Source organism: Kineosporia sp. A_224, from assembly GCF_002198655.1.
Classification (GTDB): domain Bacteria; phylum Actinomycetota; class Actinomycetes; order Actinomycetales; family Kineosporiaceae; genus R-H-3.
In genome coordinates, this window is the sequence record NZ_MWLN01000237.1 from 1 (window position 1) to 13,968 (window position 13,968).

A 13,968-nucleotide genomic window follows, 5' to 3' on the forward strand; every position below is an offset into this window, starting at 1 on the left:
TCGTGCGGGGGCCGGGGCGGGGAGGGACGCGTCAGCTCGGTCGCTCGGCGCCGGGCCGGGCGTAGTAGTGCCAGGCGATCGCGACGCAGGCGACGAAGTAGACGGTGCAGGCGACGAAGAACGTCGTCGGGCTGATGACCGAGAGCGCGACGCCGACGATGAACGGCCCGAAGGCGGCGATGGCGCCCGTCCAGCCGATGACGCCGCCGGCCTGCCGCCGTTCGAAGATCATCGGCATCTGCTTGAAGGTCGAGGCGTTCCCGACGCCGGCGAAGAAGAAGAGCAGGAGCATCCCGGTGAGGAACCAGGTGAACTCGCCGCGGCCGGACGGCGTGAGCCACAGTGCTGTGAACGCGGTGCTCGCGGCCATCCCGACACCGGAGACGACGGTCCACCGGGCGCCGCCGAACCGGTCGCAGAGCGGCCCCCACGCGACCCGGGCGGCGGAGCCGACGAGCGGCCCGAGGAAGGCGAACGCGAGCGGGTCGGGCGCGTCCGGGAAGCCGCCGTAGAGGTTCTTGATGAGCAGGCCGAACTGGGCCGCGAAGCCGGAGAACACCCCGAAGGTCATGATGTAGAGCGCCGTCATGAGCCAGGTGTGCTTCTCGGAGAAGATGTCGAGCTGCTGGCGCAGGTTCGCCTGCACCGGCACGCTGCGCAGCACGGTCCAGGCGAGGACGACGCCGAGCGCGACCCACGGCAGGAAGACGATGCCGGCGTTGTGCAGCCACATCGTGCCGGTCTCGCCGGTCTTGAGGTCGCGGCTGACCTCGGGCGCGAGCGCCGAGGTGCCGAAGAGCGAGAACCCGACGACCCAGGGCACGAGGAACTGCACGACGCTCACGCCGAAGTTGCCGACGCCCGCCTGGATGCCCAGCGCCGTGCCCTGCTTGGCCCTCGGGAAGAAGTAGGAGGTGCTCGGCATGAAGCCGGAGAAGACGCCGCCGCCGATGCCGCAGGCGAACGAGAGCAGCAGGAGCATCGAGTAGGGGGTGCCGGGGTCCCGGACGGCCCAGCCCCAGCCGAGGAGCGGGATCGCGAGCAGCGCCGTCGAGAGGGTGACGAGCTTGCGGGTGCCGAGCAGCGGCGGCAGGAACATCCAGAGGATGCGGAGCAGCCCGCCGGCCAGGCCCGGCATCGCGGTGAGCCAGTAGAGCCGGCCCTTGTCGAGGTCGAACCCGATGGCGTTCAGGCGCGGGGCGATCGCGCTCACGAGGAACCACGCGACGAACGCGAGGTTGAGGCAGTACGTCGAGACCGCGAGCGTCGTCCAGGCCAGACGCGGGCTCCAGCGCTGCGGGTCCTCGGGGTCCCAGTCGGTGATCCAGTCGTCGCCGGCCAGGCGGGGCCGGGTGCTGAAGCGGGGGGCGGTCGGCCGGTCCGCGGCGGGCGCTGTCATGTCAGGACCTCTCGTGGGGTTGCGGCTGCCGGGGTGCCGGCGGCGTGCTCGAAGGAGTCGGCGAGGTGCGGGCTGCCCGCGTGCAGCATCCGGTGCACGGTGAGGTGCATCCACAGCGCCGCGGCGGCGGTCACGAGGAACAGCACGCCGAACGTGCTCTGCGGCGCGCCCGACCAGCGCTGGGCGTAGGCGAAGACCGGTGGGAGGAAGAACCCGCCGAGGCCGCCGAGCATCCCGACGAGGCCGCCCACGGCGCCGACGTCGCCCGGGAAGTACTCGGGGATGTGCTTGTAGACAGCGGCCTTCCCGACACCCATCGCGACCCCGAGGACGACGACGAGCACCGTGAAGCCGACGACGCCGGGGTACCAGGGCAGGACGTCGCGCTGCCGGCCGTCCGCGAGCACGACCGTGACGTGGCCGTACGGCATCATGAGCGTCCCGCTCGCGGCGAGCATGACCGCGAACGTCGCGTACATGACCCGGCGGGCGCCGAACCGGTCGGACAGGTGCCCGCCGACCGGGCGCAGCAGCGACGCGGGGAAGATGAACAGGGCCGTGAGCAGCGCTGCCTCGTAGAGCGGGACGTCGTAGACGTCGACGTAGTACTTGGGCAGCCACGCCGAGAGCGCGACGTAGGCGCCGAAGACGACGACGTAGTAGAGGCTGAACCGCCACACCCGCACCGACCGCAGCGGGACGAGCTGCTCGCGCAGGCCGCGGCCCCGACCGGGGCGGCGGTCCGGCCGCGGGGCGAGCCGCCAGGTCGCGGCCGCCGCGACGAGGAGCAGGGCGGCGTAGAGCATCGGCACGAAACGCCAGCCACCGGGCACGAGGCCGCCCGCGTAGCCCGCGGCCGGGACCGAGGCGATGAGCGCGGGGCCGATGAACTTCGTGACGGAGGCGCCGACGTTGCCGGCCCCGAAGACCCCGAGCGCCAGGCCCTGCCGCTCGCGGGGCCACCAGGCGCTGTTCCACGAGATGCCGACCGAGAACGCGTTGCCGGCGAACCCGACGAGGAACGCGGCCACGAGCAGCGCGCCGTAGCTGCGGGCGTTCGCGACGAGCACGCAGGGCACCGCGGTCGTCGCGAGCATCACGGTGAGCACCCGACGGCCGCCCCAGCGGTCCGCCGCGATGCCGGTGAGCAGCCGCCAGATCGAGCCGTTGAGGATCGCGACGCTCGTGACCCACGACAGCTGGACGTCGGTGAGCCCGAACTCCTTGCGGATCGGGATGCCGAGGATGCCGAACATGAGCCAGACCGCGAACATCAGTGTGAAGCCCGCGGTGGACAGGGTGAGCACCCGGGCCCGGCCCGGGCCGGCAGCGGCCGGGCCTTCGGGCGGCGCGGGTCGGTCTGCGACGTCGAGAGTGGTCACGGCACCGACTCTCGCCGTCCGGCCGCCGCGGAGATCAGCGGCCATCGCCCTGTCCCGGTGAGCACAAGGTCCCCGCGTCGATGGTCCCGGCAGGTGGGGGAGAAGGTCCCTCGTGCCCGGACGGCGGTCGGCCGTTGGCTGGGGACCGTGCCCTCTCATGACGTCCGCCCCGCCCCGCCCGCCGCCGGACTGGAGGACCAGCTCGTCGCCGGTGTCCTGCGCGCCCGGCGCAGCCTGCAGCCCACGACGGTCTCCGACGACCTGCGAAGCCTGCACCTCGTCGGCGGCCGGTCGGGTGACACGTTCTACCGGGACCGTTGGAGCCACGACAAGGTGGTCCGTTCCACGCACGGTGTGAACTGCACGGGCTCGTGCTCGTGGAAGGTCTACGTCAAGGACGGCATCATCACGTGGGAGACCCAGCAGACCGACTACCCGTCGGTCGGCGCGGACTCCCCGGAGTACGAGCCACGCGGCTGCCCGCGCGGCGCGGCCTTCTCCTGGTACACGTACTCGCCGACCCGCGTGCGGTACCCGTACGTCCGCGGCGTCCTCCTCGAGCTGTACCGGGCGGCCAAGGCCGCGCACGGCGGTGACCCGGTCGCCGCCTGGGCGTCGGTCGTCGACGACCCGCAGACCGCCGCCCGGTACAAGAAGGCCCGCGGCAAGGGCGGGCTCGTCCGTGCGACGTGGGCCGAGGCGCTCGAGATCGTCGCCGCCGCGCAGGTGCACACGATCGAGCGGTGGGGCCCGGACCGGGTCGCCGGCTTCTCGCCGATCCCCGCGATGAGCATGGCGAGCCACGCCTGCGGCGCCCGCTACACGAGCCTGCTCGGCGGCACCATGCTCTCGTTCTACGACTGGTACGCCGACCTGCCGATCGCCAGTCCGCAGGTCTTCGGCGACCAGACCGACGTCCCCGAGTCGGCCGACTGGTGGAACGCCGGCTACCTCGTCATGTGGGGCTCGAACGTGCCCGTGACCCGGACGCCGGACGCGCACTTCATGGCCGAGGTCCGCTACAAGGGCACGAAGATCGTCACCGTCAGCCCCGACTACGCGGACAACACGAAGTTCGCCGACGAGTGGCTGCCCGCGCACCCGGGCACCGACGGCGCCCTCGCGATGGCGATGGCGCACGTCGTCCTCACCGAGTTCTTCGTGCAGCGGCAGGTGCCGTACTTCGTCGACTACGTCAAGCAGTACACCGACCTGCCCTTCCTCCTCACGCTCGAGGAGCGGGACGGCGCCCACGTGCCGGGCCGCTTCCTCACGGCGTCCGACCTCGACGGCGAGAGCGCGGAGGGCGGGGACTGGAAGACCGTCGGCCTCGACGCCGCGACCGGTGAGCCGTTCGTGCCCAACGGGTCCCTGGGCTTCCGGCACACCGAGTCCGGGAAGGGCCGCTGGAACCTCGACCTCGGGGGCGTCGACCCGGTGCTCTCGCTGCTCGGCCGCGACGGCGTCGAGCACGTCGCCGTCGACCTGCCGCGTTTCGACCTCGACCCGAGCCGCGGCGGGCACAGCGAGCAGCCCCGCGAGGGTGGTGCCGTGCTGCGCCGCGGGGTGCCCGCGACCCGGGTCGGCGGGCGGCTCGTGACGACCGTCATGGACCTGCTCTTCGCCCAGTTCGGCGTCGCACGCGGCGACCTGCCGGGGCAGTGGCCGACGGGCTACGACGACCCGCAGCCGTACACCCCGGCGTGGCAGGAGGAGGTCACCGGCGTCCCGGCGGCGACCGTCGCCCGGATCGGCCGTGAGTTCGCCGCGAACGCCGAGGAGACGAACGGCCGCTCGATGATCCTGCTCGGCGCCGGGACCAACCACTGGTTCCACTCCGACACGATCTACCGGGCGATCCTCACCCTGACGAGCCTCACCGGCTGCCAGGGCGTCAACGGCGGCGGCTGGGCGCACTACGTCGGGCAGGAGAAGTGCCGGCCGTACACCGGCTGGGCCCAGCTCGCGTTCGCTCTCGACTGGGTGCGCCCGCCCCGGCAGATGGCCGGCACGGCGTTCTGGTACCTCGCGACCGAGCAGTGGCGCTACGACGGGTTCGGCGCCGACGAGCTCGCGTCCCCGCTCGGGCAGGGCCTCTTCGAGGGCCGGGCCCTGGCCGACACGCTCGTCCAGGCGACCCGGATGGGCTGGCTGCCGAGCTACCCGACGTTCGACCGCAACCCGCTCGACCTCGCCGACGCCGCTGCGGCGGAAGGGGTCTCGGCCGCCGACTACGTCGTCCGCGAGCTGCGCGAGCGCCGGCTGCGGTTCGCCTGCGAGGACCCGGGCGCCCCGGAGAACTTCCCGCGGGTGCTCACCGTGTGGCGGGCCAACCTGCTCGGCTCGTCGTCCAAGGGCAACGAGTACTTCCTCAAGCACCTGCTCGGCACCGACGCCTCGCTGCGCGCGCAGGAGTCGCCGCCCGAGCGCCGTCCGGTCGAGGTGACGTGGCGGGACGAGGCGGCCGAGGGAAAGCTCGACCTGCTCGTGAGCCTGGACTTCCGGATGACGAGCACCGGCCTGTTCAGCGACGTCCTGCTCCCGGCCGCGACCTGGTACGAGAAGCACGACTTGTCGAGCACGGACATGCACCCGTTCGTCCACGCGTTCACACCGGCCATCGCACCGCCGTGGGAGACCCGCAGCGACTACGACGCGTTCACGTCGCTCGCGCACGAGTTCTCCCGGCTCGCCGGGCCGCGGCTCGGCGTTCGGACGGACGTCGTCGCCGTCCCGCTCCAGCACGACTCGCCGGGGGAGACCGCGCAGCCGCACGGACTCGTCAAGGACTGGTCGCGCGGCGAGTGCGAGCCGGTCCCCGGCGTGACGATGCCGACGATCGTCGCCGTCGAACGCGACTACGGCGCCGTCGGCGCGATGATGTCCGCGCTCGGCCCGAACGTCGAGACCCTCGGCACCGTCGTCAAGGGCATCCCGGTCGTGCCGGCCGAGGAGGTCGAGCTGCTGCGCCGGGTCAACGGCCCCGCGCGGGTGCCGGACGGCGTCCGCGCCCCGGAGCGGTTCGCCGACCGGCCGTCGCTCGCGACCGCCGCGATGGCCTGCGAGGCGATCCTCGCCCTCTCCGGCACGACGAACGGCCGGATCGCGACCGAGGGCTTCCGCTGGCTCGAGGCGCGCACCGGGCGCCGGCTCGCGGACCTCGCCGAGGACAACGAGGGCAAGCGGGTGACGTTCGCGGACACCCAGGCCCGCCCGGTGCCGGTCATCACGTCCCACGAGTGGTCCGGCTCCGAGCACGGCGGCCGCCGCTACTCGCCGTTCACCGTCAACGTCGAGCGGAAGAAGCCCTGGCACACCCTCACCGGCCGGCAGCACTTCTTCCTCGACCACGCGTGGATGGCCGAGCTCGGCGAGCAGCTGCCGACGTACCGCCCGCCGCTCAACATGCACCGGCTCTTCGGCGACCCGACGCTCGACGCCACCGACGCCGGCGGCCACGCGCAGGTGACGGTCCGGTACCTCACACCGCACTCGAAGTGGTCGATCCACTCCGAGTACCAGGACAACCTCTTCATGCTGAGCCTGTCCCGCGGCGGGCCGGAGATCTGGATGAGCGCGCAGGACGCGGCGACCATCGGGGTCAAGGACAACGAGTGGGTCGAGGCGGTCAACCGCAACGGCGTCGTCGTCGCCCGGGCCTGCGTCTCGCACCGGATGCCCGAGGGCACCGTGTACATGTACCACGCCAAGGATCGGACCGTGGACGTCCCCCGGAGCGAGGTCTCCGGCAAGCGCGGCGGCATCCACAACTCGCTGACCCGGCTGCTCATCAAGCCGACCCACCTCATCGGTGGGTACGCGCAGCTGTCCTACGGCTTCAACTACTACGGGCCCACCGGCAACCAGCGCGACGAGATCACCGTCGTCCGCCGCCGCTCCCAGGACGTGGAGTACTGACATGCGGGTCATGGCCCAGACCGCGATGGTCATGAACCTCGACAAGTGCATCGGGTGCCACACGTGCTCGGTGACGTGCAAGCAGGCGTGGACCAACCGCGCCGGCGTCGAGTACGTGTGGTTCAACAACGTCGAGACCCGGCCCGGCCAGGGCTACCCGCGGCGCTGGCAGGACCAGGAGCGCTGGAAGGGCGGCTGGACGCTCGACCGGCGCGGGCGGCTGCAGCTGAAGAGCGGCGGCCGGCTCAAGCGGCTGATCTCGATCTTCGGCAACCCGCAGATGCCGACGCTCGACGACTACTACGAGCCCTGGACGTACGACTACGACATGCTCCTGTCCGCCCCGGCGCAGGAGCACACCCCGGTCGCCCGGCCGCAGTCGCTCATCACCGGCCGCCCGATGAAGATCGAGTGGGGCTCGAACTGGGACGACGACCTCGGCGGCGCCCCGGAGCACGGGCCGTCCGACCCGGTCGTCCAGAAGCTCGAGGAGACCCAGCCGCTGGAGAAGCGGATCCGCATGGAGTTCGAGAAGACCTTCATGTTCTACCTGCCGCGGATCTGCGAGCACTGCCTCAACCCGTCGTGCGTCGCGGCGTGCCCGAGCGGGGCGATGTACAAGCGCTCCGAGGACGGCATCGTCCTCGTCGACCAGGACCGCTGCCGCGGCTGGCGGATGTGCGTGTCGAACTGCCCGTACAAGAAGGTCTACTTCAACCACCGCACGGGCAAGGCCGAGAAGTGCACGCTGTGCTACCCGCGCCTCGAGGTCGGGCTGCCGACGGTGTGCTCGGAGACGTGCGTCGGCCGGCTGCGCTACCTCGGCGTCATGCTCTACGACGCCGACAAGGTCGCCGCGGCCGCGGCGACGCCCGACCCGCAGGACCTCTACGAGGCGCAGATGGACCTGCTCCTGGACCCGAACGACCCCGAGGTCGCCGCCGCGGCCGCCCGGGACGGGATCCCGCGGGACTGGGTCGAGGCCGCGCAGCGGTCGCCGGTCCACGCGCTCGTCAAGGACTTCCGGGTCGCGCTGCCGCTGCACCCGGAGTACCGGACGCTGCCCATGGTCTGGTACGTCCCGCCGCTGTCGCCGATGGTCGACGCGCTCGCGGACGCCGGTCTGGACGCCGAGCACCCGGACGTCCTGTTCGCGGCGGTGGGGGAGATGCGGATCCCCGCCGAGTACCTCGCCGAGATCCTCTCCGCCGGTGACGTCGAGCTCGTCCAGGGCGTGCTCGCCAAGCTCGCTGCGATGCGGGCGTACATGCGGGGCGACTTCGTCGAGACCGCCCCCGAGGTCCGGGAGGCGCTGGCGCACAAGCGCGCCGCGATCGCGGCCCGGGTCGGTATGACGCAGGACGCGATCCGCCGGATGTACCGGCTGCTCGCGATCGCCAAGTACGACGAGCGCTACGTCATCCCGCTCGCGCACGTCGAGGGCGGCGGCGCGGTGGACGCCGCGGCGCACCTCGGGCTCGAGGAGCTGCCCGGCTGCTCGGTCGGCGAGCCCGGCGGCAGCGGCCCGCCGCAGCGCCGCCCCGGCGAGCCGGTGCCGGTGTCCATCGAGTCGTTCCACCTGACGAAGGCACGTGCGACCGCCGAGCGGTACACCGACATCGACCCGGCGGTGGAGCCGTGACCCACCCCCTGCTCCCGCTGCTGCGCACCGACGGGCCGCCCGCGCACCCGATGGACGGCCACGAACCGCCGGTGCTGCCCGACCCCGCCGGGCTGCACCCGGCGACCGGCCCGCGGGCCGTCGCGTGGGCGGCGCTCGCCGTCCTGGTCGGGTACCCGGACGACGCCGTGCACGGCGCGCTGGCCTCCGTCGCCGAGGCCGTGGACGCCGTCACCGGTCGGCTCGACCCGGCGGTCGGCGAGCCTCTGGCCCGGCTCGTCGCCGCGCTGCGGGCCACGGAACCTCTGGCGGCGCAGGAGCACTACGTCGCGACGATCGACACCCGTCGGCGCTGTTCGCTGCACCTGACGTACTACCTGCACGGTGACACCCGGCGCCGCGGCGCGGCGCTGTGGCGGATCAAGGCGTCGCTCGCGGCGTGCGGGGCCGAGCCCGCCGGCGGTGAGCTGCCCGACCACCTCCCGGTCGTCCTCGAGCTCGCGGCCGTCGGTGACGAGGAGGTCGCGGTGCGGGTGCTCGTCGAGCACCGCAAGGGCCTGGTCCTGCTGCGGGAGGCCCTGGTCGCGCGGCGCTCGCCGTACGCGGACGGCGTTGCGGCCGTGCTCGCGCTGCTGCCGGCGTTGACCCCGGCCCAGGCCCGCGCCGAGGCGGAGGCGGCCGCCGACCTCGCGGCCGCCGGCCCGCCGACCGAGACCGTCGGCCTCCCGTCGTGGACGGCCCCCTTCCGCAGCTCCCCGACGAGCCACCGAGGAGACCACCGGTGAGCAGCACCCAGACCCTGCTGTGGGTCGTCCTGCCGTACGTCGCGTTCGCCGTCTTCGTCGTCGGGCACGTGTGGCGCTACCGGTACGACCAGTTCGGCTGGACGACGCGCTCGTCGCAGATCTACGAGAGCCGGTTGCTGCGGCTCGGCTCGCCGCTGTTCCACCTCGGCATCCTCATGGCGCTCGGCGGCCACGTGATCGGGCTCGTCGTCCCGGCGTCCTGGACCTCGGCGGTCGGGATCAGTGAGCACGTCTACCACGTGACCGCGGTGAGCGCCGGGACCGTCGCGGGCCTCATGACCCTGGTCGGCCTCGTGCTCCTCGTGGTCCGGCGGCGCAGCGTGCGGCGGGTCTTCCGGGCGACGACGCGGACGGACAAGCTGCTCTACGTCGTGCTCGGCGCCGTCGTCGTCCTCGGCGTCGCGAACACCATCCACGGCAACCTGCTCGGCGGCCCGTACGACTACCGGGAGAGCGTCGCGGTGTGGTTCCGCGGCGTCTTCTGGCTGCATCCCCGCGGCGAGCTGATGGCCGCGACGCCCTTCACGTTCCAGGCGCACGCCGTCGTCGCGATGCTCCTGTTCGCGCTGTGGCCCTTCACCCGGCTGGTCCACGTGCTCTCGGTGCCGCTGGGGTACCTCGGCCGGCCCTACATCGTCTACCGCTCCCGGGACCTCACCCAGCGCTCCTCGCGCGAGGAGCGCCGGGGCTGGGAGAAGATCGGCAGCTGACCCGAGACCGGGGGCGCGCGCCGGCACCGGACGAACAGTTACGCACTCGTAACCCGGCGCGCATCGCGCCGGAGGCGCGGCGTTCGCTACCTTCCTGCACCAATGGTAATCGTTTACCAAGCGAGAGGGAGTCACGATGAACGTCGCGACCACGACCCGGACGGCGGTGCTCCTGGGGGTCACCACGGCACTGGCCCTCACCGGCTGCAGCACCGGTAACAGCACGGCCTCGACGAGCTCGACGACGGCTGCGGGCAGCGCCTCGTCGTCCGCGGCGGCCGCGCCCTGCACGATCGGGATGTCCCAGATCAACCAGACGGCCGTCTTCTTCACGCAGATGAACGAGGGAGCGACGGCCGCCGCGAAGGAGGTCGGCTGCGAGCTGACGATCGCCAACGCGAACAACGACTCGGCCAAGCAGAACAGCGACATCGAGAGCTTCGTGACGCAGAACCTCACGGCGATCGTCGTCGTCGCGATCGACGTCAACGGGGTGCTGCCGGCGGTCAAGGCCGCGCGGGCCAAGGGCATCAAGGTCGTCGCCATCGACGCCAAGCTCGAGGACGGCAGCGTCGAGACCTTCGTCGGCGTCGACAACTCCAAGGCCGGCGAGCAGATCGGCCAGTGGATGGTCGACAAGGGCCTGGCCAAGGACAAGACCTACGGCGTCGTCGACGCGAAGAACTCCTTCATCCAGAACCAGCGCGAGGACGCCTTCCGCAAGGTCATGGACGCCGCGGGCGCGAAGTACACCCAGAGCGTCAGCGGCGACAACGTCCAGGAGAAGGCCGCGGCCGCGGCACAGAACCTCGTGACGGCGCAGAAGGACCTCGACGTCGTCTACACGACCGGCGAGCCGGCGACCGTCGGTGCCGCGGCGGCGCTCAAGCCGACCGGCAAGACGAAGATCGTCGGCTGGGACCTCACCAAGGAGGTCATCGCCGCGGTCGACTCCGGCCTCGTGACGGCGGTCGTCCAGCAGGACCCGAAGAAGGAGGGCGAGGAGGCCGTCAAGGAGCTCAAGGCGATCCTCGGCGGTGCCGCGCCCAAGGGCTTCATCGACGTCCCGATCACGATCGTCACCAAGGAGAACGTCGAGCCGTACCGGGCGATCTTCCCCTGACCGACCGCATCACCGACCGCATCACCGACCGCACGAACGACCCGCACGACCAGCCCCACCGGTGAGACGCCGGGTCCCGGCCGCACGCCCCGCGGCCGGGACCCGGTCACCGCCCGGTCCTCATGGAAGGCTGAAGCGTGACCGCGCCGCCCCGTACCGAGCCGCCGCCCCGCATCGAGATGACCGACATCCGCAAGCGCTTCGGCGCGCTCGACGTGCTGCGCGGGGTGACGCTGAGCGTCCCCGCGGGGCAGGTCGTCGGGCTTGTCGGGGACAACGGGGCCGGCAAGTCGACGCTCATGAAGATGCTCAGCGGGGCCGACACCCCCGACTCCGGGTGGATCGCCATCGACGGCGAGCAGGTCACCGGCGCCGGGCCGCGGGCCGCCCGCGCGCACGGGATCGAGATGGTCTACCAGGACCTCGCGCTCTGCAACGACCTCGACGTCGCCGCGAACCTGTTCCTCGGCCGCGAGAGCTACCACCGCTGGAACCGCCGCCTGGACCACCACCGGATGCACACCGAGGCGGCCGAGCACCTCGAGCGCCTCCACATCCGGGTGCCGGACACCCGGCAGGAGGTCGCGACGATGTCCGGCGGCCAGCGCCAGGCGGTGGCGATCGCCCGGGCCGTGACGTTCGACCCCAAGGTCCTCGTGCTCGACGAGCCGACGGCGGCGCTGGCCGCCCGCGAGGTCGAGACCGTGCTCGGGCTCATCCGCGAGGTGTCCGCCCGCGGCGTGAGCGTCGTCCTCATCACCCACCGGCTCCAGGACCTCTTCGAGGTCGCCGACCGGTTCGTCGTGCTCTACGAGGGGGTCGTCCACCGCGACGTCGCCCCCGACGCGATCGACCTGTCCGGCCTCGTCACCGCGATGATGGGACGCTAGATGTCCGCCACGACCGCCCCCGCCGCCGACCGGCGCGTGACCCGTGCGACGTTCGTCGCGAGGAACTTCCCGGTGCTGTCCATCGGCGTCGTGCTCGCCGTCCTCGTCGTCTTCTTCTCGGTGCGGACCGACGCCTTCCTCACGACCGAGAACCTCGTCAACGTCCTGCGCCAGGTCGCGCCGACGGTCATCGTCGCGACCGCGATGACGTTCGTCATCACGACCGGCCAGATCGACCTGTCGGTCGGCTCCGTCGTCGGCCTCACGGCGGCGGTGCTCGCGCTGCTCGCCAAGGACGGCAACCCGTTGGTGGCGCTGCTGTCCGCGCTCGCGATCGGCGCCCTCGTCGGGGTCGTCAACGGACTGTTCGCGGCATACGGCCGGCTCCAGTCGTTCATCATCACGCTCGCCGCGCTGACCGCCGTCCGCGGCGTCGCGCTGCTCGTCACCCAGGGCTACAGCACCCCGATCACGTCCCCGGTCCTGCTGCCGCTCGGCCAGGGGCAGCTCCTCGGCATCTACACCCCGACGTGGATCGCGCTCGGCACGGTCGTCGCCGGCTGGTACGTGTTCACCCAGACCCGGTTCGGCCGCTACGTCGTCGCCGTCGGCTCGAACGCCGAGTCGCTGCGCCGCTCCGGCGTCGACATCCGCCGGATGCAGCTCATGGTGCTCCTCCTCACCGGGGTGTTCGCGGCGCTCGCCGGGGTCGTCACCGCGACCCGGCTCGCGAGCGGGTCGTCGAACTCCGGCACCGCGTTCGAGCTCGAGGTCATCACCGCGGTCGTCCTCGGCGGCACGAGCCTCATGGGTGGTCGCGGGTCAGTCGTCGGGTCGGCGCTCGGGGCCGTGACGCTCGGCGTCATCAGCAACGGGCTCGTGCTGCTGCGGGTCGACGTCTACTGGGTGCCGATCGTCCAGGGCGTGATCCTCGTCGGCGCGATCTTCGCGAACAGCAGGCTGTTCGGCCGGATCCTGCGCCGGAGCCGGTCGTGACGGCGCCGGCCGCCGGGTCGGGTGCGCGGCCGGTGCCCACGGTCGAGACCGTGCTCGGGCCGGTGCCCGTCGACGCGCTCGGGGTCACGCTGACCCACGAGCACATCCTCAACGACGTCACGTCGTGGGCGCACCGGACCTCCTCGCCCGGCTGGGACCCCGAGGACCTCGCGCACCGGCCCGTCACCGAGGACATCCTCTGGGACCTGCGCCAGGACCCCTTCGCCAACCTCGACAACTGCCGCCTCGACGACGTCGAGGTCGCGGTCGCCGAGGTGCAGCGCTTCGCCGACCTCGGCGGCGGCACGATCGTCGAGGCGACCGGGCTCGGCATCGGCCGCGACCTCGAGGGGCTGCGCGAGGTGAGCCGGCGCACCGGCGTGCACGTCGTCGCGGGAACGGGGTTCTACCTCGACGGTGCCCAGCCGGACGACGTCCGGGGCCTGCCGCCGCAGGCCGTCGCGGAGATCGTCCTCGCGGACGTCGAGCACGGCGTCGGCGGGATCCGGCCCGGCATCGTCGGCGAGATCGGCGTCGGCGCCGACTTCACGCCCGCCGAGCGGGCGAGCCTGCAGGCCGCGTGCGCCGTCGTGCTCGCGACCGGGCTCGCGCTCGAGGTCCACCTGCCGGCCTGGTTCCGGCGGGGGGAGGACGTCCTCGACGTCGTCGAGGCCGCGGGCGTCGACCCGGCCCGCGTGGTCCTCTGCCACCTCGGGCCCTCCGGCGACGACCTGGCCTACCAGGAGCGCCTGCTCGCCCGCGGTGCCCGGGTGCAGTACGACATGATCGGCATGGAGGTCTTCTACGCCGACCAGGGCGTGCAGTGCCCGAGCGACGAGGAGAACGCCCGGTGGCTGACCCGGCTCGCCGACCGAGGTCACCTCGACGGGCTGCTCGTCTCCCAGGACGTCTTCCTCAAGTCACTCCTGCGCCGGCACGGCGGCCCGGGCTACGCGCACGTGCTGCAGTACTTCGTGCCCCGGCTGCGGCGGCACGGCTGGGACGACGACGCCGTCGACCGGCTGCTCGTCACGAACCCCCGCACCCTGCTCACGAGGGCCTGACCGGCTGCACGACGGCAACCAGTCGCACGACAGAACCAGCCGCACGACAGAAGGAGTCA

General features: G+C 72.3%; 10 protein-coding genes. 8 read left to right on the forward strand and 2 right to left on the reverse strand.

What is annotated here, in order from left to right; genetic code table 11:
- Positions 1-31: 31 nt before the first annotated feature.
- Together EDJALFJO_RS32355 and EDJALFJO_RS32360 are read right to left on the reverse strand one after the other, a co-directional pair.
- The gene (locus EDJALFJO_RS32355; protein ID WP_198950854.1) at positions 32-1,399 is read right to left on the reverse strand and encodes a nitrate/nitrite transporter; all 1,368 of its coding nucleotides are present in this window, start codon (positions 1,397-1,399) and stop codon (positions 32-34) included.
- Positions 1,396-2,781, reverse strand: coding sequence for a nitrate/nitrite transporter (locus EDJALFJO_RS32360; protein WP_198950855.1), 1,386 nt, complete (start codon positions 2,779-2,781; stop codon positions 1,396-1,398). The genes EDJALFJO_RS32355 and EDJALFJO_RS32360 overlap by 4 nt, the downstream gene beginning before the upstream one ends.
- A 147-nt stretch (positions 2,782-2,928) precedes the next feature.
- Between EDJALFJO_RS32360 and EDJALFJO_RS32365 the strand changes: the two genes are divergently transcribed.
- From EDJALFJO_RS32365 to EDJALFJO_RS32400, 8 genes are all read left to right on the forward strand, one after another.
- The gene (locus EDJALFJO_RS32365; RefSeq protein ID WP_198950856.1) at positions 2,929-6,699 is read left to right on the forward strand and encodes a nitrate reductase subunit alpha; all 3,771 of its coding nucleotides are present in this window, start codon (positions 2,929-2,931) and stop codon (positions 6,697-6,699) included.
- A gap of 1 nt (position 6,700) precedes the next feature.
- On the forward strand, positions 6,701-8,341 hold the full coding sequence (gene narH, locus EDJALFJO_RS32370; RefSeq protein WP_088290752.1) for a nitrate reductase subunit beta: 1,641 nt from the start codon (positions 6,701-6,703) through the stop codon (positions 8,339-8,341).
- Complete coding sequence (gene narJ, locus EDJALFJO_RS32375) at positions 8,338-9,105, forward strand: nitrate reductase molybdenum cofactor assembly chaperone (RefSeq protein WP_198950857.1); 768 nt, start codon at positions 8,338-8,340, stop codon at positions 9,103-9,105. The genes narH and narJ overlap by 4 nt, the downstream gene beginning before the upstream one ends.
- Complete coding sequence (narI, locus tag EDJALFJO_RS32380; RefSeq protein WP_088290753.1) at positions 9,102-9,836, forward strand: respiratory nitrate reductase subunit gamma; 735 nt, start codon at positions 9,102-9,104, stop codon at positions 9,834-9,836. Before narJ ends, narI begins: the two co-directional genes overlap by 4 nt.
- 136 nt (positions 9,837-9,972) lie before the next feature.
- A complete protein-coding gene (locus tag EDJALFJO_RS32385) occupies positions 9,973-10,959 on the forward strand; it encodes a substrate-binding domain-containing protein (protein WP_088290754.1) in 987 nt (328 codons plus the stop codon).
- A 179-nt stretch (positions 10,960-11,138) separates the two neighbouring features.
- Complete coding sequence (locus EDJALFJO_RS32390) at positions 11,139-11,849, forward strand: sugar ABC transporter ATP-binding protein (RefSeq protein WP_088290755.1); 711 nt, start codon at positions 11,139-11,141, stop codon at positions 11,847-11,849.
- Positions 11,850-12,845: an ABC transporter permease gene (locus EDJALFJO_RS32395; RefSeq protein WP_088290756.1), complete on the forward strand. Its 996-nt coding sequence runs from the start codon at positions 11,850-11,852 to the stop codon at positions 12,843-12,845.
- Positions 12,842-13,909: a phosphotriesterase gene (locus tag EDJALFJO_RS32400; protein ID WP_088290757.1), complete on the forward strand. Its 1,068-nt coding sequence runs from the start codon at positions 12,842-12,844 to the stop codon at positions 13,907-13,909. The genes EDJALFJO_RS32395 and EDJALFJO_RS32400 overlap by 4 nt, the downstream gene beginning before the upstream one ends.
- The last annotated feature ends 59 nt before the right edge of the window (positions 13,910-13,968 follow it).

Coding starts and splice junctions, on each gene's coding strand:
- EDJALFJO_RS32355 (WP_198950854.1), bottom strand. CDS start 1,399: ATGACAGCGCCCGCCGCGGACCGGCCGACCGCCCCCCGCTTCAGCACC.
- narH (WP_088290752.1), top strand. CDS start 6,701: ATGCGGGTCATGGCCCAGACCGCGATGGTCATGAACCTCGACAAGTGC.
- EDJALFJO_RS32385 (WP_088290754.1), top strand. CDS start 9,973: ATGAACGTCGCGACCACGACCCGGACGGCGGTGCTCCTGGGGGTCACC.
- EDJALFJO_RS32390 (WP_088290755.1), top strand. CDS start 11,139: ATGACCGACATCCGCAAGCGCTTCGGCGCGCTCGACGTGCTGCGCGGG.
- EDJALFJO_RS32395 (WP_088290756.1), top strand. CDS start 11,850: ATGTCCGCCACGACCGCCCCCGCCGCCGACCGGCGCGTGACCCGTGCG.